Annotated in this window: 18 protein-coding genes and 1 tRNA gene; 5 read left to right on the top strand and 14 right to left on the bottom strand. The window is 65.1% G+C overall.

Translation table 11 applies throughout. The features are described from left to right. The 5 genes from Q7T84_RS03410 to cobA all read right to left on the bottom strand — a co-directional run. The coding region (locus Q7T84_RS03410) for a phosphoadenylyl-sulfate reductase (RefSeq protein WP_304806299.1) at positions 1-534 on the bottom strand (534 nt) is incomplete at its 3' end. Positions 535-540: 6 nt separating this feature from the next. Continuing rightward, entirely contained in the window at positions 541-1,038 is a 498-nt protein-coding gene (locus Q7T84_RS03405; RefSeq protein WP_304806298.1) for a DUF934 domain-containing protein, read from the bottom strand. Then, a complete protein-coding gene (locus tag Q7T84_RS03400) occupies positions 1,022-2,677 on the bottom strand; it encodes a nitrite/sulfite reductase (RefSeq protein WP_304806297.1) in 1,656 nt (551 codons plus the stop codon). Before Q7T84_RS03400 ends, Q7T84_RS03405 begins: the two co-directional genes overlap by 17 nt. Positions 2,678-2,689: 12 nt before the next feature. Next, on the bottom strand, positions 2,690-3,046 hold the full coding sequence (locus Q7T84_RS03395; RefSeq protein WP_304806296.1) for a DUF2849 domain-containing protein: 357 nt from the start codon (positions 3,044-3,046) through the stop codon (positions 2,690-2,692). After that, positions 3,043-3,891: a uroporphyrinogen-III C-methyltransferase gene (cobA, locus tag Q7T84_RS03390; RefSeq protein ID WP_304806295.1), complete on the bottom strand. Its 849-nt coding sequence runs from the start codon at positions 3,889-3,891 to the stop codon at positions 3,043-3,045. The genes Q7T84_RS03395 and cobA overlap by 4 nt, the downstream gene beginning before the upstream one ends. A gap of 177 nt (positions 3,892-4,068) precedes the next feature. Here cobA and gcvA point away from each other — a divergent pair, with 177 nt between their 5' ends. Both gcvA and Q7T84_RS03380 read left to right on the top strand, forming a co-directional pair. Beyond that, the gene (gene gcvA / locus Q7T84_RS03385; RefSeq protein WP_304806294.1) at positions 4,069-5,025 is read left to right on the top strand and encodes a transcriptional regulator GcvA; all 957 of its coding nucleotides are present in this window, start codon (positions 4,069-4,071) and stop codon (positions 5,023-5,025) included. A 12-nt stretch (positions 5,026-5,037) separates the two neighbouring features. Further along, positions 5,038-5,370, top strand: coding sequence for a chorismate mutase (locus Q7T84_RS03380; RefSeq protein WP_304806293.1), 333 nt, complete (start codon positions 5,038-5,040; stop codon positions 5,368-5,370). Here the strand turns inward: Q7T84_RS03380 and Q7T84_RS03375 are convergent. Further along, positions 5,343-5,693, bottom strand: coding sequence for an Hpt domain-containing protein (locus Q7T84_RS03375; protein WP_304806292.1), 351 nt, complete (start codon positions 5,691-5,693; stop codon positions 5,343-5,345). The genes Q7T84_RS03380 and Q7T84_RS03375 overlap by 28 nt on opposite strands. 328 nt (positions 5,694-6,021) lie before the next feature. On the opposite strand from Q7T84_RS03375, the gene Q7T84_RS03370 reads away from it, so the two are divergent. Then, a tRNA-Lys gene (locus Q7T84_RS03370) sits at positions 6,022-6,097 on the top strand. A 233-nt stretch (positions 6,098-6,330) separates the two neighbouring features. Here Q7T84_RS03370 and Q7T84_RS03365 read toward each other — a convergent pair. Continuing rightward, on the bottom strand, positions 6,331-8,568 hold the full coding sequence (locus tag Q7T84_RS03365; protein ID WP_304806291.1) for a methyl-accepting chemotaxis protein: 2,238 nt from the start codon (positions 8,566-8,568) through the stop codon (positions 6,331-6,333). 228 nt (positions 8,569-8,796) lie between these two features. After that, on the bottom strand, positions 8,797-11,721 hold the full coding sequence (locus tag Q7T84_RS03360; protein WP_304806290.1) for an EAL domain-containing protein: 2,925 nt from the start codon (positions 11,719-11,721) through the stop codon (positions 8,797-8,799). 333 nt (positions 11,722-12,054) lie between these two features. On the opposite strand from Q7T84_RS03360, the gene Q7T84_RS03355 reads away from it, so the two are divergent. After that, positions 12,055-12,579, top strand: coding sequence for a glycine cleavage system protein R (locus tag Q7T84_RS03355; protein WP_304806289.1), 525 nt, complete (start codon positions 12,055-12,057; stop codon positions 12,577-12,579). A gap of 89 nt (positions 12,580-12,668) precedes the next feature. Here Q7T84_RS03355 and Q7T84_RS03350 read toward each other — a convergent pair whose 3' ends face one another. From Q7T84_RS03350 to Q7T84_RS03340, 3 genes are all read right to left on the bottom strand, one after another. Continuing rightward, positions 12,669-13,790, bottom strand: a complete 1,122-nt coding sequence (locus tag Q7T84_RS03350; protein ID WP_370653610.1) for an NAD(P)H-dependent flavin oxidoreductase — start codon at positions 13,788-13,790, stop codon at positions 12,669-12,671. Between the two features lie 30 nt (positions 13,791-13,820). Beyond that, a complete protein-coding gene (locus tag Q7T84_RS03345; protein ID WP_304806288.1) occupies positions 13,821-14,675 on the bottom strand; it encodes a hypothetical protein in 855 nt (284 codons plus the stop codon). Between the two features lie 129 nt (positions 14,676-14,804). Next, positions 14,805-15,047: a hypothetical protein gene (locus Q7T84_RS03340; RefSeq protein WP_304806287.1), complete on the bottom strand. Its 243-nt coding sequence runs from the start codon at positions 15,045-15,047 to the stop codon at positions 14,805-14,807. Between the two features lie 169 nt (positions 15,048-15,216). On the opposite strand from Q7T84_RS03340, the gene Q7T84_RS03335 reads away from it, so the two are divergent. Next, on the top strand, positions 15,217-16,458 hold the full coding sequence (locus Q7T84_RS03335; protein ID WP_304806286.1) for an aminotransferase class V-fold PLP-dependent enzyme: 1,242 nt from the start codon (positions 15,217-15,219) through the stop codon (positions 16,456-16,458). A 9-nt stretch (positions 16,459-16,467) separates the two neighbouring features. On the opposite strand, the gene Q7T84_RS03330 is transcribed toward Q7T84_RS03335, so the two are convergent. From Q7T84_RS03330 to Q7T84_RS03320, 3 genes are all read right to left on the bottom strand, one after another. Then, complete coding sequence (locus Q7T84_RS03330; RefSeq protein WP_304806285.1) at positions 16,468-16,647, bottom strand: hypothetical protein; 180 nt, start codon at positions 16,645-16,647, stop codon at positions 16,468-16,470. A gap of 122 nt (positions 16,648-16,769) precedes the next feature. Continuing rightward, a complete protein-coding gene (locus Q7T84_RS03325; RefSeq protein ID WP_304806284.1) occupies positions 16,770-19,037 on the bottom strand; it encodes an NADP-dependent malic enzyme in 2,268 nt (755 codons plus the stop codon). Between the two features lie 127 nt (positions 19,038-19,164). Further along, entirely contained in the window at positions 19,165-20,265 is a 1,101-nt protein-coding gene (locus tag Q7T84_RS03320) for an HPP family protein (RefSeq protein ID WP_304806283.1), read from the bottom strand. Between the last annotated feature and the right edge of the window lie 44 nt (positions 20,266-20,309).

Here is a 20,309-nt window from a genome sequence, read left to right as displayed (position 1 = left end):
GTCCAATTCTGCTTTGCCCCAGTTGGCTAGCGGATTGAACTTCACTTGGGCGTCAGCCGGCTCGACCACCGGCAGCGACAGCCGGTCGCCGCCGTGGAAGCGCTTGCGCCCTGTGATCCAAGCATCGAACTCAGCTAGGGCGTGGTCCAGCGGCAGCACCTTGCGGACGTTGCAGCAGGCGTCGGTGTCAGTCTGCCACAGCTTGGCGTCGGGATCGGCCACCGCCAGGTCGGTATAGAGCGGGCGCAGATCGCGCACCTGGGTCAGGCCAAGCTGTGCCGCCAGGTTCTTTCGATAGTCGAGCGTCTGGCCAAACAGCATGCCGGTGTCGAGGAACAGCACCGGGGTGTCCGGCTTGATCCTGGAAATCATGTGCAACAGCACCGCCGACTCCGCCCCGAAGGACGAGACCATGGCGAGCTTGTCGCCAAAGGCCTCGACGGCCGACTCCAGCACGGTCACCGGATGGGCGTGCCTTAGTTCCGCATCTAGGCGCGCCGCCAGCGAGGGACGCTCGACCTGATCGAAAGCCATGCTCTGCTACTCCCGTTCAGCGAAGGCCGGGGTCCGAAGATCCGCGGCGCGCTGATAGACGTGGCGTTGACGGTGGGCCGCGTGGGCCCACTGCTCGGGCGTTGAACCGTCGGCCGGCTCGAAAGCGTCGATGCCGACCCGGACCATGAAGCCGGCCTGCTCACGCAGAACATCGCCCACGGCGCGGATCTCGCCCTTGAAGTCGTAGCGTTCGCGCAGTAGCCGTGCGGCCGTGTAGCCGCGGCCGTCGTTGAACTTGGGGAAGGCCACGGCCACCACCGCCAAGCGCGCAAGGTCATAGGCTAGAACCTCGACCTCCTCGGCTGGCTCCAAGCGCACGCCGACCGCGCGGCCTTCGGACAACAGGCGCTCGCCCTCGTTCTGGAACCGGGTCAGCGAGATGATCAGGTCTCCGCGAGGCAGGTCCTGATCATCGCTCACGTGGGTGTAGGGGTCTTCGACCAGTGAGAATTGGCCGTCGATCAGCTTAATGCGCGTCGGCATAGACAGCCTCCTTGAAGGGAGCGACGCCAGTGCGGCGGAAGGTGTCCAGGAATCGTTCGCCCTCGGCGCGTTCACGCAGATAAACATCGACCAGGATGTCGATGGCCGGCGCCACGCGGTCGGCAGGCAGCGCCGGACCGAGCGCCGAACCCACGGCAGCGTCCTCGGCGCCCGAGCCGCCCAGGGTGAGTTGGTAGAACTCCTCGCCCTTCTTATCGACGCCCAGAATGCCGATGTGGCCCACATGGTGGTGGCCACAGGCGTTGATGCAGCCACTGATCTTGATCTTCAGCTCGCCGATCAGCTCGGCGCGGTCCTGGTCGGCGAAGGTGCGGGCGATGTCTTGGGCGATGGGGATCGCGCGGGCGTTAGCCAGGGCGCAGTAATCGAGCCCCGGGCAGGCGATGATGTCGGAGATGAGGTTGATGTTCGGCGTGCCGATGCCCGCGGCCTTCAATGCGGCGTAGACAGCGGGCACGTCGTCCAGCTTCACGTGCGGCAGGACCAGGTTCTGCTCATGGGTCACACGGACGTCGTTCTGGCCATAGCGTTCGGCCAGATCGGCGACGACGTCCATTTGGTCGGATGTGGCGTCGCCAGGGGTGTCGCCGATCCCCTTCAGCGAGATCTCGACGATCGTGTAGCCGGCGCGCTTGTGCTCACGCAGGTTATTGCGAGCAAACCGCGCCAGCCCCGGATCAGCGGCCTTCGCCGCCTCGAAAGCTTCCGAGCGATTGATCAACGTGTCGAAGGCCGTTGGCGCGAAGGCGCCGCGGATACGGGCGATCTCGGTGTCGGGCAGGTCACCGACGGTTCCGACCTTGGCCCATTCCTCCTCGACCTGGCGGGCGAATTCCACCGCGCCCAGAGCCGAGACCAGGATTTTGATCCGCGCCTTGTACTTGTTGTCGCGGCGCCCGTGTCGATTGAAGACGCGCAGTATGGCGTCCAGATAGGACAGCAGCCGGTTGGCAGGCAGGAACTCCTTGATCGTAGGACCGACATAGGGTGTACGCCCCAAGCCGCCGCCAACGATAACCTCGAACCCCATGGTCCCGTCGCGCCCGCGACGCAGCATCAAGCCGATATCGTGGACCTTGGCCGCCGTCCGGTCCTTGGCCGCCGCGGTGATGGCGATCTTGAACTTGCGCGGCAGGAAGGAATATTCCGGATGCAGGCTGGACCATTGGCGGATCGCCTCGGCCCACACACGCGGATCGTCGATCTCTTCCGCCGTGGCCCCTGCATAGGGGTCGGAGGTGGTGTTGCGGATGCAGTTCCCGCTGGTCTGAATGGCGTGCATGTCCACCGCCGCCAGGGCGTCAAGAATCTCCGGCGTATCGGCCAGCTTGATCCAGTGAAACTGCAGGTTTTGGCGCGTGGTGAAGTGGCCGTAGCCCTTGTCGTACTTGCGACCGATATCGGCCAGCACGCGCAGTTGCACCGGGTTCAGCGAGCCATAGGGGATCGCGACACGCAGCATGTAGGCGTGGAGCTGAAGATAGAGCCCGTTCATCAACCGGATCGGCTTGAACTGGTCTTCAGTGATTTCGCCGGCTAGCCGGCGAGCGACCTGCTCACGGAACTCTGCGGCCCGGTCGGCCAGGAATTCCTTATCGAGGGTGTCGTACTGATACATGCCCTCCCCCTCTTATCGCTTGATCAGGTTAACGCGGCCGGTCGAGCGGGCCGCGCCGGAGGCGTGTTGCAGAGCCTCGATGGCGGCTCCGCCCTCGGCCTGCTTGCCATGATGCAGGTGATTGGTCGGCCCGAGAGCACGCAGCCGTTCGCGATAGCTAAGCGGCGCCCACAGACCCTCGCTCTCGACGAGGTCGATCAGATAGGGATCAACAATCACGGTCTGCTGGCTCTTGGCGGAAGCCTCCGCGGCCTCCCCCGCCTCGGCGTCGGCAAAGAGTTCGGCGTCCACGAAACGCTCAACCCACGCGCCGGCCCGCCAGAACACGACATCACCATCGGTGAGGCGGTTGCCCGTCAAGGCTTTCATAACTTCACTCCCCGCTCGCGGCCCCGAGCTTCGACTTGTGAGACAATTTCAATGTCCGAGGACTGGGCCAGCGCCATCGCCTCGCCGACGATCAGCAGGGCGGGCCCGGCGACATCGGAAGCTGCCTGCGGCAGGCCCGCGAGAGTGGTGACGATGCGGCGCTCATCGGCGCGGCTGGCGTTCTCGACGATCAAGGCGGGGGTCGATCCGCCCCGGCCAGCGGCGATCAGCCGCCCGGAAATCCCGGCGGCGGTAGAGACGCCCATATAGATCACGACGGTCTGGTTGGCCTTGGCCAGGCTCTCCCAGTCCAGATCGGGTTCAGAGCCAGCGGCGGCGTGGCCGGTGACGAAGGTCACCGCCTGGGCCGAACCGCGATGGGTCAGCGGCGCACCGGCATTGGCGCTGGCGGCCAGGGCCGCGGTGACGCCCGGCACCACATGGCATTCCACGCCGGCCTCGCGGCAGGCTTCCAGCTCTTCGCCGCCACGGCCGAAGATGAACGGGTCGCCGCCCTTCAGGCGCACGACGTTCAGGCCTTCCTGGGCGAACGCCACGAGCATGCGGTTGATTTCTTCCTGGGCGTAGGAATGGCGCGACTTGCGCTTGGCCACGCAGATCAGCCGCGCGCCGCTCGGCGCCAAGGCCAATATCTCGTCGGAAACCAGGCCGTCGTGGACCACCACTTCGGCCGCCTGCAACGCCTTCAGCGCCTTGATCGTCAACAATTCGGGGTCGCCGGGACCCGCGCCCACCAGCCAGACCGCGCCAATCGGACGCTTGCGATCACCGCCCAGGAGGACGAGACGCTTGCTCTCCTCATTTTTGGGCTTGCGAGGCGACATCGTTTTTAGCTTCTCTAAACGCTGAACTGGAAAATTAGTGAGGGACGAGCTCGCGCCCGTCCCACCGCATTATCCGCCGAAGAAAAGGGCCGATACCTCGGCGAACAGTTGCAAATTGGTCGTAGAAGGCCCAATTCGCAACCCAAGTACTTCTGCCGGGGGTGTCAGGAAAACTCGATGGAGCGTAACGCGGACCGCCGCCGATTGCCGCCCCTCAACGCCTTGCGGGCGTTCGAGGCCGCTGCGCGTCACCTGAATTTCTCACGAGCCGCCGACGAGCTGTCGGTGACGCCTGGCGCTGTCAGCCAACAGATCCAGAACCTCGAAGACTATGTGGGCGCCGCGCTGTTCAAGCGCACGCCCAAAGGCCTGTTGCTGACCGACGCGGCCCAGACCGCCCTACCCGCCCTGCGCGAGGCCTTCGATCGACTGGCCGAGGCCGCCTCGATGCTGACCGCCGCCGTCGATGGTCGCCGCCTGACCCTGACCGCCGCGCCATCCTTCGCCGCCAAGTGGCTGGTGCCGCGACTCGGCCGGTTCGAGGAACTCAATCCCCACGTCGACGTCTGGCTGTCGGCCGGGCTGGAGCTTGTGGACCTGACCGCCGGCGAGGTGGACATCGCGATTCGCTACGGCGCCGGCCGCTATCCCGGGCTCGAGGTTCGCCGGCTGATCGGCGAGACCGTGATTCCCGTCCTCAGCCCGAGCCTGGCCGCGACGAACCCGCTCAACGTTCCCGCCGATCTCGCCAACCACATCCTGCTGCACGACGGTTCGCCCGAGCCGGACGACAGTTGCCCTGACTGGACCATGTGGCTGGCCGCCCGCGGCCTGCGCGGCGTCGATGGCGCGCGTGGCCCGCGCTTCAATCAGTCCAGCATGGTGATCGAAGCCGCGGTGAATGGTCGTGGCGTCGCGCTGGCCAAGCGCACCCTGGCCCAGGCCGACCTTGACGCCGGCCGGCTGATCACTCCGCTGCAGATCGCGACCGCTGTCGATTTCGCCTATTACGTCGTCCATCCCAAGGCCAAGGGCCGGCTGCCGCAGGTGAAGGCCTTCATCAACTGGATCGCCGCCGAGGCCGAAGCGCACGAAATGGCGCTCAGGGCGCTGGACAACGGCGCTGGGATTTAGTCCTAGAACCCTATGAATATCATCACTGACGATCGGCCGCTTCCGGCCGACTGCGAGACCATGCTCGACGTCCGCAAGGGCGTGGACGCTCTGGACCGCGCCCTGGTGCTCATGCTGGCTGAACGCCAGCGCTACATGGACGCCGCCGCCCGCATCAAGGTCGATCGCCACGCGGTTCTCGACACCGCCCGGATCGAGGATGTGGTCACCAAGGTCAAGGCCGCCGCCCGCGAGGCCGGCCTCTCCGAGGAGATCGCCGAACCGGTCTGGCGCACCTTGATCGACCGGTGCATCGCCTATGAGTTCGGCGTCTGGGATCAGCTACGCGGCGTGCGCAACGACTGAAGCGCGCGCTCATGCGCATAGGCCGCGACGTCCCCCAGGGCGGCGTCCATGGCGTTGCGGACAGCATCAAGGCCACCTGGCCCTTCCGCCTCGGCGAGCGCGCAGGCGTCACCCAGGTGGAAGGCGCCGATTCCGCGCGCCGCCCCCTTGATGGTGTGGACAGCGTCGCGCCAGCCGTCGACCTCGGGATCGAGCAGGTTCGACCAGATCGCCGCCTGTTCGCGGAAAAGGCTGAGAACCTCGTCGATCACCTCGCCGTCGCCGGCGGTGAAGTCCTCCAGGTACTTAAAATCCACCGCTCCGGTGAGATCTCGCCTAGCCATGGTTTCTCCTCAAGCCGCTCGCGTCCAGGCACGTTCCTAGTTCCTGCCGGCGAGTCTGTTTAGTTGAATCAGGAACATAACTCTGGCCCCGACAACCCCATATTGGGCGCCTGACGCCTCGCGGGCGAGCCCTTGATTTGTTGGGGAAATTTTCCAATCGTCATGGAAATTCACATCGGAGGGCGCTGTTGCGTCAGCTTCGCTTGCAAAGCTCGAAAAGGGCGGCTAGTAGAACGCCTCCCGAGCGGGGGCCGACGAAAGATCGCCTGAAACGATCTCTCCAGACCCTGATCGGATTTCCCGAAAGGCCTTATGGCGTAACGGGTTCGGGTGCATAGCTCAGTTGGTAGAGCAGCTGACTCTTAATCAGCGGGTCGTAGGTTCGAATCCTACTGCACCCACCAAAATCTGGTGGAAAACAATAGGTTGAGCACGGCTCGACCACCCGACCAGTTTCAATCAAAAATTTGAACAGCGTCTAGAACGGTGAATTGGCTGGCTGATGCGCCGCGCGCGATATCGCGGCCCCGCTACCGCCTAGCGACGCCCCGTTTCAGTCACCACACCGGACCCAACCTGCCGGCCCGGCCGCCGCTCAAGCACATGAGCGGCGGCGGGCCGGATGGAACGTGGCGACCTACGCCGCGCCGCGGAAGGATCGGGCGAGCCGTTCTTGCTGCGCCCGCGCCGGTGAAGCCTGTGAAGTCTCCGAGATGCGGAACTGCCCCATCAGCCGAGACAGCTCTTCGCTTTCTCGGGCGAGGGCATGGCTCGCGGCAGTGGACTGCTCCACCATGGCGGCGTTCTGCTGCGTCACCTGATCCATCTGATTGACGGCCATGTTGACCTGCTGAAGACCAACGGCCTGCTCCTGGGCGGAGGCCGCGATTTCGCCGATCACGCCTGTAATCTCCGACACCTGGGCCACGATCTGGCTGAGCGACCGCCCAGTCTCGCCCACGAGCTTCACCCCGGTTCCAACTTGATCCGAGGAGACGCTGATCAGCACCTTGATCTCCTTGGCGGCCTCCGCCGAGCGCTGAGCAAGCGCACGGACTTCCGAGGCGACGACAGCAAATCCTTTGCCAGCTTCACCAGCGCGCGCGGCTTCGACGCCGGCGTTTAACGCCAGCAGGTTGGTCTGGAAGGCTATTTCGTCGATGACGCTAATGATGTTGCCAATTTCGGACGCCGAGGCCTCGATCTGAGACATCGCGGCGATGGCTCTGGTGACAACGTCCCCACTGCACTCGGCGGCCGCCTTGGCCTCGGCCACGGTCGCCCTGGCGTGGTTGGCGCCCTCGGCCGTCCGTTTCACGGTGGCGGTGATCTGGTCGAGCGCAGCCGCCGTCTCCTCCAGGCTCGCCGCCTGCTGTTCGGTGCGCTTGGACAGGTCGTCGGCGGCGTGGCTGATCTCACCGGCGCCTGAGCCGATGCTGCTAGCGTTGGCGACCACGTGCGTCATCGCCTGCTGCAATTTCGCCATGGCGTCGTTGAAGTCCGACTTCAGCTGCCGATAGGCCGGCGGGACGTCCGCGTGCACACGGGCCATCAGGTCGCCCTGGGAGAGGCTGGCCAGCCCCTTGGCGAGGTGGTCGACGACAAGCGCGATATCGTTCGCGGCTTGAGCCTGAGCTTGAGCATTCGCGTGCCGTTCAGCTTCGCTGCTCGCACGCAGCTCCTCTTGCTCTCGGCGGGCCACCCGACCGCTCTGCAGCTCGTGGCGCAAGCTCTCCAACGCGCGAGCGATCGTACCAAGCTCATCAGCTGATCGCGTACCTTCGACGGGTTGTTCGTAGTCGCCCTTGCTTAGGCGCGCGACCGACTCCGTGGCCCCGGCAAGAGGGCGCTGGACGAAGGCGCGCACCGCCAGGAACAACGCCCCTAGCACGGCTCCCAACATAAGAAGGCCGCCCACGACGACCATCATCAACAGGTTTCGGGCGGGCGCTTCGACCGTCTTGGTCGGCGCATCCACCACCACGCCCCACGTCGAATCGAGTCCGGCGAGGCGCGCGGGCGTCACTTGGCGCTCCATGGAGACCTTGTTGACGATCACATCGGCGATGCGAGCGACCTTGCCCTCGGCGAGCGCGCGTTTGACGTCTTCAAGCCCAACATCCTTGTATGTCTGCATGCGCTGGGACGCATCGGGGTGTGCGACCCACTTGCCCCCAGACGACAGGAGCATCACCCGACCGTCGCCATAGGGCCGCAACGCCTCCAAGCTCTTGGCGAGGTCATCAAGCGCGATATCGAGGCCAGCCACACCGAGGAACTTCCCTTCCGAAATCACCGGGAAGGCAACCGATGTCATCAAAACGGTCTTTCCACCGACCTCGTAGGGATAGGGCTCGGTTATGATCGCTCGACCCGACTTCGCGGCGCCGGCGTAGAACTCCTCGTCATAGACATCTGCGTTCTCGGGCGGCTCGATAGTCAGCGTCTCGCCGTCTCGGGCGAGATACGGCATGAAGTTGCCGGTGCTGTTGGATCCAAGATCCTTACGGCCGGCATTCGCGACGTCCTGGCCGTCCCAAGCGTTCGGGGCAGCGAAGAACCAGCTGCCCATCACGAGATCGGAGGACAGGGCGTTTGGCTTCAGGAGCTCGACTACCGCCCCGCGATCACGCCCGCCAAGTTTATGGGTCGTGCTGATCGCCGACGCCATGCTCCGCGCGGCGGCTTCCACCCGCCCCAGACGAACACCGATTTCGCCAGCGGCCGCCTCACCCGCCGCCTGTTGGTAGCGATTTGAAAGCGTCGTTACAGTCGATTGGCTTTGTTGACCGAGGACAAGCGCAGCACCGACCAACAGAGTGCCGATCGAGGCCCCAGCTGTGACGAGCAACTTAGCTGATACTGAACCGCGCATAGTCCCACCTGAAACAATGAATGGGCACCATGGATGGCCTCGCCGGTTAACGCGCAGTATAAACCCACGAATTGGTTTCTATAACGTTGTTATATAAACGCGCAGGCGGTACATCGCGCGGCCCGTTTGAACAGGTTCGGGCAATCAGACCGCAGGAAACTAGATACTTTACGTGTTCGCCTTCAGCACACAGGATCTTCGGCTTGATCCCACCAAGTAATCGTCGCCCTAGTGGACGATGCTGGAACCGTCAGACGACACCGCGTTCGCCGCGATCAAAGCCGCGACACGGTCGGCGGGCACTGGAACACTGAAATAGTATCCCTGCCCTTCGCTATAGCCCTCTTCCAGCAGCGCCTCGACTTGATCTGCGGTTTCAATGCCTTCGGCGGTCATGGCGAGGCTCAGGCCGGCGGCGAGCCCCGCCACGGCGCGGACGATGGCCCTGGCGCCGCTCCCTGCTGGAAGATCACTCACGAAGGAGCGATCAAGCTTGATCTTGTCGACCGGGAAGTGGCGCAGATAGCTCAGCGAGGAATAGCCGGTGCCAAAATCGTCCAAGGCGATACGCACGCCTAGGCGACGGAGCTCGCTCAAGATACCCAAGTTGGTGCTGCTCTCGTGCAGAATGACCGACTCGGTGATCTCCAGTTGAAGGCGCCGCGGCTCAAGCCCGCCTTCCATGAGCGCCTGGGTCACCATGCTCACCAAGCTTCGCCCGCGAAATTGCAGGGGCGACAGGTTGACCGCGACATCGATGTCGCTCGGCCAACTGGCGGCAGCCTTGCAGGCCTGGCTAAGCACCCAGGCGCCGATCGATGTAATGAAGTCATTTTCCTCAGCCACCGGAATGAATTCGGCTGGAGGAATCAAGCCCCGCTCGGGATGGCGCCAGCGCACGAGCGCTTCGAAGCAGGTGATCTTCCCAGTGCGAAGGTTGACCAGCGGTTGATAGTGCACCTCGAATTCGCCACGGCTGAGCGCGCCGTGCAATGCGAGCTTCATCGCCTGACGCTCCTTCAGACGTTCGTGCATCCCTGCCTCGAAAAGACGATAGGCGCCGCGTCCCTCCGCCTTCGCCCGGTAAAGCGCCGTATCGGCCGCCCGCAGCAGCTCCTTGGGCAGCTCTGAGTCCTTCGGAGCAAGCGCGATCCCGATGCTGACCCCCATGAAGATGAGATTGCCATCCAGGTCGAAGGGTTCGGCGAGGTCCTTGATAATTCGCTCGGCCAAATCGACGGCGTCGCTGGGCCGACGGATGTCGGCCTGAACAATGGCGAACTCGTCGCCGCCAAACCGAGCGACGGTGTCCGAGGCCCTGATATTGCTTTTTAGACGCTGGGCTACGAGCTGCAAAAGTGCGTCGCCCTCCGCATGCCCGAGGGTGTCGTTGACTTCCTTGAAGCTGTCGAGATCTAGAAACAGGACGGCTGTCTTTCGCTTGGCGCGACCTTCGGCAAGGATCCTGCCCAGGGCTTCATTGAAGAACAGCCGGTTCGGCAGCCCCGTCAGGGCGTCGTGTCGCGCCATGTGCGCGATTTTCTCTTGAACGATCAGCCGCTCTTGCTCGGCCAGCCGACGTTCGGTGATGTTGCGGAAGAAGAGCGAAAGTCCCTCGCTCGTCGGGTGGGCGTGGACCTCGAGCCACTCGTCCAGGGCCGGCAGATAAGACTCGAACGACACGGTGCTCTGGCTTGCAAAAGCCTCGGCGAGGCGCTCACTAAAGATGCCGCCGCGCTCCTCGGGAAAGAGCTCGCCGAGCTTTTTTCCCAGCTCGGGCTCGCAGGCCGCAAGCTTAATTTCCGCATTCCGGTTCAGGTAATTGATCTGGCCATAACGGTCGACGCCGATGACGCAGTCGGTGGTGCTTTCCAACACGGTGGAGAGGCGCGCGGCGGCTCTATGAGCCTCGGCCTCCGCCAGTCGCCGCTCGGTGATGTCGAGCACGGTGCCGACATAGCCGATGAAATCTCCCCCGGCAGTAAACCGCGGCTCGCCGGCGTCGATGACCCAGAGCCAGTTCCCCGAAACGTGCCTGAGCCGGTACTCGGACCGGAAGGGCTTCGCGCAGGCCGCAGCTTCCTCAAAGGCCTTTGCGACCGCCCCGCGATCGTCTGGATGGACGGCGGCAAGCCATCCCGCCCCGAGGGCTTCAGCTTGCGCCTGCCCAGTTGTTTCAAACCACAACTGATTCAGAAATGTGGTCGCCCCAGTCTCGTTGCTGACCCAGATCATCACGGGGGAGAAGCCGGTGAGATCCCGAAACTCCTGAACACTCACCTCCAGGGCGGCCTCGGCCAACTTTCGATCATGGATGTCTTCGAGCGTGCCGTACCAACGCAGGATTTCTCCCTGGGGGCTGAGGCGCGCCGCGGCCCAAGCGCGAATCCAGCGATAATCACCGCGTGGCGTGGCGAGGCGACACTGGAAGTCAAAGGGTTCGCCGGTGGCGAGCGACTTGGCCCACAGGTCAAGCGTCGGGCCAAGATCCTCGGGATGCAGGGCGGTGATCCATCCGCCGACGGCCGCCTCGTCGAGGCTCATCCGCACCTGCGTTTCCCACCGCGGCCCGATTTCGAGAATTACCCCGTCAGGTCGGGCCGTCCACGGAATTTGAGGGCTAAGCTCCAATGTATAGCGGTAGTTCTCTTCGCTCTCGCGCAGCATAAGCTCAGCCTCGTGAGCTTGCGTGACATCCTCCACCGTCGACAGCACGAATGCAGCCTCGTTGGGGGGCGCTCCTAGGGTCAGCCGTCGGTTACGGGATCTAACTTGATATAGCTTCCCCGTAGGCGCGCGCAGCGTCGCGCTCCAGTCAGCTTCACCGCCTCTGGCCAACACCTCGTCGTCAGCCGCCCACTGGGTCCTTGCCTGAGACTCGGGAAAGAAGTCGAAAGACGTACGGCCTACGATTTCCTCGCGTGATCGGCCGGCCAGGGCGCACACCGCTGCATTGACCGCCACCCATCGGTGGGCTGCGTCTTTGATCACCACGGGGTCGGGCAGCGCGTCGATCAGGCACTGTAGAGATCTGGTGGCGTCGGATTCTATAGCGTCCCACAGCGAACTCCTGATGGGTTGATTCACCGCCAGTTCGCTATGTGTCGTGTTGTCGACACCCTCTGGGTGTGCAACTCCGTTTTGCCGATCCATTCTCGTAACCTAATAATCCCAATAGTTTGCAGAGAAGGACCTTATCCTCCACTCTTCAGCTAAGAGTCCCTGGGGCAAATGGTTGCACCCTTAGGGTGAAGGCGCTCGGCAACAACGACGGCTGTTAGGTGCGGCGCCTAGTCCAGGCTGATCGCGGCGCGGGCGCCTAGCCACCGGCTGGGGATTGACGGGCGGATCGAGCGCGTGGCCCGTTCACTCAAATCATTCGGGCGAGGATCGCCGCGCAAGCGATATGCTTGCTTGTCTACGCACCAACCCATGGCCGATCATGGCGCCCCCGCCCGCCCTCGTCGGTCCTTTTGAAAGTCGCATATGGCCACCTTGATCTTGAGCATCGTCGGCAGCGACCGGCCCGGCCTTACCCAGGCGCTTGCGGCCGCGGTCCTTTCGGCTGGCGGCAACTGGCTTGAGAGCCATCTCAGCCGGCTTGGCGGTCTCTATGTCGGATCGGTGTTGATCGAACTGGATAGCGACAGCGTTGATGCGTTGCGCGCGGCGATACGCGAGGTCGACTCTCAGGGTCTTGAGGTCCGGATCTCCCCGGCGATCGATGAAACGCAAGCTGCGGGCGCTACGGTTCAGTTCAGCCTGGTCGGCCAGGACCGCTCAGGGATCGTTCACCAGGTCACGGCGGTGCTGAGCCGTCTCGACGCGAACATCGAAGACTTCGATACGCGCATCAGCGTCGAGCCCCACTCGGGCGCCCCGCTATTCCACATGGACGCACGTTTGAGGTTGCCGCCCACGCTAGCGGCGGAGACGGTTCAAGCGGCGCTGGAGGAAATCTCGGCCGAGATCATGGTCGATATCTCGCTCACCCCCACCAAACCGGGCTAAGGGGCGGCCTACACCGCCCCTCCCCTTTCCACATACATGTCTCCGGCCAGCGCCCTTTGTCGTCCTCGACGCGCAGGCCGCGACCTTCCTCAGGCGGGTTGAAGGTTCGTGACCGTCACGCGCCGCGCGCCGCGGGTGAGGCACTCCTCGGCCTGACGGTTCACGTCGCGGACCATCTCGGCCACGGTCGGGATGTCATGGATGAGGCCTTGGCTCTGACCGACCGTCCAGATGCCGTCGTCGGTGTCGCCCTTGCCCATGACATTGGTGCGGCCGCGAATGCCGGCCACCAAGTGACGGACGTCGTCGATCGTCTTGCTGGCGTCCTGCTGGATTCGCACCACCTCCTCGGACACGGCGTTGCGCGCGACGCGGCTGGTGTTGCGCAGGGTGCGATTGGTGAGCAGGGTGTCGCGCTCGGTGTTTTCGACAATCTTGCGTTTCACGTTTTCATGGATGGCGCATTCCTGGGTCGCCATGAAGCGCGTGCCCATGTTGACGCCGTCGGCGCCCAAGGCCAGGGCCGCCGCCAGGCCGCGACCATCGGCCATGCCGCCCGAGGCGATCACCGGAACGTCGACCGCGTCCACCGTCGCCGGCAACAGCACGACGATGCCGACATCATCTTCACCCGGGTGACCGGCGCATTCGAACCCGTCGATCGAGACCACGTCGACCCCGGATCGCACAGCGGTCACCGCGTGGCGGACCGAGGTGCATTTGTGAATGACCTTCACACCGTTCGCCTTGAAGTCCGGCAAATGATCGGTGGGGTTACGGCCGGCGGTCTCGACGATCTTGATCCCGGACTCGATGATGGCCTGCCGATACTCGTCGTAGGGAATGGGATTGAGCGACGGCAACAGCGTCAGATTGATGCCGAAGGGTTTGTCTGTGAGGTCGCGGCAGCGCTGGATTTCTTTCCAGAGCTCTTCGGCCGAAGGCGAATGGTGCGCAACGATGAAGCCCAGTGCGCCGGCGTTAGCCACGGCCGCCACCAGCGGCGCGTAGCCGACGCCGGTCATTCCGCCCATGACAATTGGCGTCTCGATGCCGAACATATCGGTAATGCGGGTGCTGATCATGAGTTTGCCGTCCCTATGAGTTTTGGCCAGGTCGCCAGGCTTCTTGATAATGACGGGAGTATTCGCGCTCGCCGGGACAGGCCGCAAGGATTTGCTCGGCAGGCGATAGGTCTGGCCCGCCCTCACCGCCTCCGAAACCCTCAAAGTCTGAGCAGATCAGAACGTCTTGCTGAGCGTCGGCCCGATATCGAATTCGGTGAAACGCGATTGCTCGCGGTTCGAAAAACGGTGCGTGAACGCCGCGAACCAGCCAAGCGACACCCCGTTTGAGAACGCCCTCGCCGCGCCCAGCGAGATCTGGGCGCTGACATCGTTGCGATTGCGATTGTCGCCGGCCCGAAAGTCGGAGAACTGCAGCATGGCGCCGAGCGTGATGTCGTGTCCGAACTGCTGCCCGGGGAGCCGATAGGCCACAAGGCTCGTGACCCGGGTCCGGCGAAGATTCGCCACGTCCGAAGCCTGGTGTTCGGCCGACACCTCGGCCCGCAACGCCTGGATGTTGGCGGTATAGGCGACGCTGCCGACCTGCAGGGTATAGGCACGCTCAGCGAAGTCGTTCGAGAAGCCGCCCTGGACTCGATACCCGATCCTCAGGTCGCCCGGGCCCAGGCTGCGCTCGGCTGAGCCCCGCGCCTCCAGGCGCCCCTCCCCGAACCGATCGTTGTAGTCGCCCGTCAGATAGTCGCCGTCGGCGGTCAAGCCGCCGCGCACCTCCCAGGTTCCAAGCGAGACCGGCACGGCTCGGATCGCGACGCTGGGGGTGGCGACGCCGGTCTTCACCGGGGCCGAACTGGTCTGACCGGCGTTGGTCGAAAAGGCCCCGGCCAATGAGAGATCGACTGTGAAGAGCCTGCCTGTCAGGGCGCGGACGTCAGGCTCCAGCATCTCCTCGATATGCTCGGCGGGCTCCAGGACATCGTAGCGGCCGGTCGGATCACGCTCCTGAGCAAAGCTCCAGCCGGGAACGCTCAGACCCGCCACGAAGAGACCCGAAAGCTTGAAAATTCGCATCTACGCCCACCTGATCGCGGCGCGCGGACCAATGCAGTCTCCGCGACAGCCGATACTCAACCAAAGGGAATATCGGGGAAACGGATAATCTCAGATTGCACGACAACTAACGCCATCGCCGCCGCGCGCTCAGGGCTTCAGGCGACCACAGGGCGGTCGTTCCGGCGGCGCGGCGCGAGGAACGACCGGGGAAGTGGTCATCGCCTTCTCACGGACTTCCTTCTTGTAGTCGGCGCAAGCGCGCAGGCGCTGCTCGCGCTGCTCGCGGGGAAATTCACGCGCGTCCCACCTACCGGTGGGATCGCGCTGGGCGAAGGCCGCGCCAGGCGCCTGCAGCCCGCCGAGCGCCATCGCCACGGACAGGATGACCAACCTTGCCTTCACAATCGCACCCTTCCTGGATCACGCCCTCGCGGGCCTTGAATAAGCTATCTAAGGGCGCGCGGCCCGCAGGGTTAGAACGACAAGATAATGCGGCCGCGCGGCGATAGGCTTGGCGCCTGGCGCCACGCCCCCGAAATCTGATCGAACCGAAACGCCCATGACCTTCACACGCAGAGCCCTGGTGGCGGCGGCGACCGCCGCGCCCTCCATCGCCATGGCCGCCGCGGCGCCCCGAAAACTCGGCGCATCGCCGGCCAAGGCCGCCTTCGCCGCGATGCCGTTCACCTATCTCGACTCCGGCTCCACCCACCCGATGCCGCTCGGCGCGCGGGCGGCGTTGGAGGAGTACCTCCGCTACAAGACCCGCGACGGCACGACGCCGAATTACAGCATGGACGACAAGGAAAAGAACGTCTTCGCCCAGTTCGGCGCCCTGGTCGGCGCCGAGCCCGACGAGTTGTGCTTCATCCAGTCCACGACCATGGGCGAGAACCTGGTCCTCCAGGCCCTGGGCTTTCCGCAAGCCGGCGGGCGGATCGTCACCGACGCCCTGCACTTCTTCGGCTCGTTCTACACCTACGGCGAACTGGGCAAGGCCGGCGTCGATGTCGTGACCCTGCCCATGACCGCCGAGGGCGCCATCGACATGGACCAGATGGAGGCGGCGGTGAATGACAAGACCAAGCTGGTCGCGATCAGCCTGGTCTCGACCGTCAACGGCTTCGAACACGACCTGAAGCGCGTCTGCGACCTGGCTCACGCCCATGGCGCCTATGTCTATGCCGACATCGTCCACGCGGCCGGCTCAACGCCCACCAATCTGCGGGCGGCCGGCGTCGATTTCGCCGCCTCGTCTTCCTACAAGTGGCTGATGGGCGATTTCGGCCTGGGCTTTCTCTATGTCCGCAAGGAGATCCAGGACCAGCTCACAAGGCCCTGGTGGGGCTATCACCAGGTCGCCAGTTTCCAGAGCCACGTCCTGCCCTACGATCCGCCGGGCGACAGCGTCGTTGACGCCACCGCGCAATCCAATGCGACCGGCCTGTTCGGGATGGGCACGACCTCATGGACCGGCGTGGTCCAACTCGACCACAGCCTGACCTGGATCAACCAACTGGGGGTGGCGAACCTCCAGGCCGCGCGCCAGCCCCTGGCCGACGCCCTGCAAAGCGAACTGCGCCGGCGGGGTTACGAGCCGCTGACGCCGCTGGGTTCCCGGACAGCATTGGTAGGGTTCGCGCTGAAGGACGCCCGGCGGAAACTGGGCGACCTGCTGCAAAAGGCCGACATCCGCATGACGGTGTCGCAAAACCGGTTCCGGATCTCGCTGGCGGTGTTCAACGACATGAACGACATCGACCGCCTGCTGGCGGTGCTACCGAAGAGCCCGCCAGCCTGACGCCTGGCCCTAGCGAGACATCCAGGGCTTGGACTTCGAAGATGACTGAGCGGCCGCGGCCTGCTCGCGTTGGAAGCGTCCGCCGCGCGGCGGCTTCGGCTTGGCCTCGATGCTCGCCTTCTTCATGCGCAGGGCGCGCTGGATCGGCGTTTCTTCCGTCGGCTCGGGTTTGTCCGGGGTATCGGTCATGGTGCTTCGGCCTTCGGAAGGATCGGATCCTACCCATCGGACATTGTGCGCCCTAGGTAAACCGACATGGGCGTGTTCGGGCCGGTGGCAGGGGACACCAGCCGGCGTCCCCTGCCCTGGCGTTAGCCCTCGACCATGGACTGGGTCGCGACCAGCGCCGTCATATTGACGATCCCGCGCGCCGTCGCCGTGGGGTTCAGGACGTGCAGCGGCCGCTCGAGGCCCAGCAGCAACGGCCCAACCTGCAGGCCGTCGGTCGCCGCGCTCAGTAGGGTGAGCGCGATGTTCGCGGCGTCCAGCGACGGGGCGATCAACAGGTTCGCCTCGCCCGCGAAGGCCCCGTCCGAGACATAGCGCGACCGCACCTCTCCGCTCAGCGCGGCGTCGCCGTGCATCTCGCCGTCGATTTCGAGTTGGGGCGCGAGATCGCGGACATAGGCCAAGGCCTGGCGCATCTTGCGAGCCGAGGGAGAATTGCTCGAGCCGAAGCTGGAGTGCGAGAGCAACGCCACCTTCGGCGTGATTCCGAAGCCGCGCACCGCCTCGGCGGCCAGGATGGTGGCCTCCGCAAGCTGCTCGGCGGTCGGATCGACATTGACGTGGGTGTCGCAGAAGAACAGCGCGCCCTTCGGCATGATCACACCCGACAAGGCCGAGATCCGCGACACGCCAGGTCGCGCCGGCACGATCGGCAGGGCGTAGGTGAAGTGCCGCCACCAGTCGCCGCTGCCGCCGACCAGGGCGCCGTCCACCATTCCCCGGCGCAGCAGCATGGCCGCCGTCACGGTCGGCCGGCTGGTGACCCGACGCATCGCCGCCGCAGGCGGGGTGCCCCGACGCTCGACAATAGCGCGGTACTCGGCGGTCATCTCAGCCACCGACGGATCGGTGAAGGGATCGAACACCTCGATGTCCTGGTCGAGCGTCAGCCGCAGGCCGAGCTCGCGGATCTTGGCCTCGACGATCTCGCGCCGGCCCACCAGCACCGGGCGCGCCAACTGCTCGTCGACCACCGTCTGCACGGCGCGCAGCACACGTTCGTCCTCGCCCTCGGCGAAGGCGATGCGGCGCTTGCATTCGCGGGCGCGGGTGAACACCGGCCGCATCAGCTGGCCGGAGCGATAGACGTACTGCTCCAGTTCGCGGCGATAGGCCTCGAAGTCGGCGATCGGCCGGCGCGCGACGCCGGAATCCATCGCCGCCTGGGCCACCGCTGGCGCGATCTCCAGGATCAGCCGGGGATCGAAGGGCTTGGGGATCACGTAGTCGCGGCCGAACAGCGGGACCTGGCCGGCATAGGCGCTCGCCACCACTTCGCTCGCCTCGACGCGGGCGAGATTGGCGATGGCCTCGGCGGCGGCCCGCTTCATCGCCTCGTTGATCTCGGTGGCGCCGACATCCAGCGCGCCCCTGAAGATGAACGGGAAGCAGAGGACGTTGTTGACCTGGTTCGGATAGTCGGACCGGCCGGTCGCCATGATGGCGTCGGGCCGCACCGCCATCACGTCCTCGGGCAGGATTTCCGGCTCGGGATTGGCCAGCGCCATGATGACCGGGTTCTTGGCCAGCAGCGGCAGCCATTCCTTCTTCAGCACCCGAGGCGCCGAGAGACCCAGGAAGATGTCGGCGCCCGCCAGCACGTCGGGCAATAGCCGTGCGTCGGTGGTCCGGGCGTAGCGCGCCAGCTCCGGGGTCAGGTCGCCCCGGTTCGTGTGCACGACGCCGTTGATGTCGGTCAGGGTCACGTTGTCGGCCGGCAGGCCCATGCTGACCAGCAGGTCCACGCAGGCCAGCGCCGCGGCGCCCGCGCCCGAGGTGACCAGCTTCACATCGGCCAGGCTCTTGCCCTGGATCATCAGGGCGTTGCGGACCGCGGCGGCGCAGACGATGGCCGTGCCGTGCTGATCGTCATGGAACACCGGAATCTTCATCCGGGCACGCAGCTCGCGCTCGATAGCGAAGCACTCCGGCGCCTTGATGTCTTCCAGATTGATGCCGCCGAAGGTCGGCTCCAGGGCCGCGACGACCTCGATGAAGCGGGCCGGGTCGGTGGCGTCCACCTCCAGGTCGAACACGTCGATGCCGGCGAACTTCTTGAAGAGGACAGCCTTGCCCTCCATCACCGGCTTGGAGGCCAGCGGCCCGATATTGCCCAGGCCAAGCACCGCCGTGCCGTTGGTGATCACCGCGACTAGGTTGCCCCGCGCCGTCAAGCGTTCGGCCATGTCAGGGTTCTCGACGATCGCCTCGCAGGCCGCCGCGACGCCCGGCGAGTAGGCCAGCGCCAAATCACGCTGGGTCGCCATCGGCTTGGTGGGCTCTACGCTCAGCTTCCCCGGTCGTCCGAACTCGTGATAGGCGAGCGCCGCGCGCCGTAGAGCGTCATCCAAAGCCTGGTCCTTCCATAAGTTACCCGTGCGCGGCGGCTTCAGCCGCGCGCCTCTCGATACGACGGGGTCGGACACTGTTTCTAGTGCAAGCCGGTCGAATTGTCGGTTGGAGACCGTTTATCCCCGGTCAGGCGCCGCCGCCTGCCACCACGGCCTCGACGATGTGGGCGCGGTAAAGCACGGCGATCAGGTCGGTCTGGGTGATGATCCCGACCAGGACCCGGTTCTCATCCACCACCATCGCCTCGTGCGCCGCACCGCTGGAAAGCAGCGGCAGCAAGGCCTCGATAGGCGTTTTCTCTCGGACACGGTGGACGAAGGGGTCCAGCGCGGCTTCGACCAGCCTGCCCCGCGCGGCCTGCAGTTCGGCCCGCCGCGCCATACCGACCACCCGCCGCTCGGCGTCGATCACCGGCGCGGTCCTCAGGTCGTGCTGGCGCAGGAACGCCAGGGCGCTCTCGGCGCTCTGATGGGCGTCGAGGGTCACGACGTCGCACGACATGATTTCTCCGCAGAGAATCTGCGAATGCAGCCGCTTGTGGGTCTGAAGCTCGACCTGGCGGAACAGGGCGTCCAGGTCCTCGCGGCTGACGTCGAGCAATTCGCCATACTGCGCCAGGGCCTTGTCCAGGTCGGCGGGCCGATAGCCGATACGCTCGTCCGGGATCGAGTCGGCCGTCGCATGCGGACTGGCCGGCGTCTTTACGCGGTGCGGGTAGGAGCGTCCGACCAGTGTGTTGAACACCACGGCGCAGGCCACCAGCAACACCGCGCCCAGTCCGACCGGGACCAGGGCGAAACCGTATCCGAGATCGGTCACCGCCGCGCCGCCGATCACCGAGGTCAGGGCCACCGCTCCACCCGGCGGATGCAGGCAACCCAGCAGCGACATCAGCGCGATGGAGCCAGCCACCGCGAGCGAGGCTGCCAACAGCGGATCGGGCACGAACTTCGCGCAACTCACGCCGACCAGGGCCGACAGGATGCTGCCGCCGATCACCGCTCTCGGCTGGGTCAGTGGGCTGGCGGGAACAGCGAACAACAGCACCGCCGAAGCGCCGAGCGGCGCGACCAGCAACGGCTCGGCCAGAGCGTCGCCGCCCATGAACAGCCGCGCCAGCACGCCGGTCACGGCGATGCCGAGCAGGCTGCCCAGTCCCGCCCGCCAAACGTCTCCGAACCTAACCGGCGTGCCTCGGCGAAGCGCCGCCTCAATCCTGCTGATCATGGGCGGGGCTTATGCGCCAGGCGCGCCGCCTGCGGGAGCCCCCG

The organism is Phenylobacterium sp., assembly GCF_030654915.1.
In the GTDB taxonomy this organism is placed as follows: domain Bacteria; phylum Pseudomonadota; class Alphaproteobacteria; order Caulobacterales; family Caulobacteraceae; genus Phenylobacterium.
The sequence above is the reverse complement of the archived record's forward strand: the minus strand, read 5'-3'. Positions and strand labels throughout refer to the sequence as shown.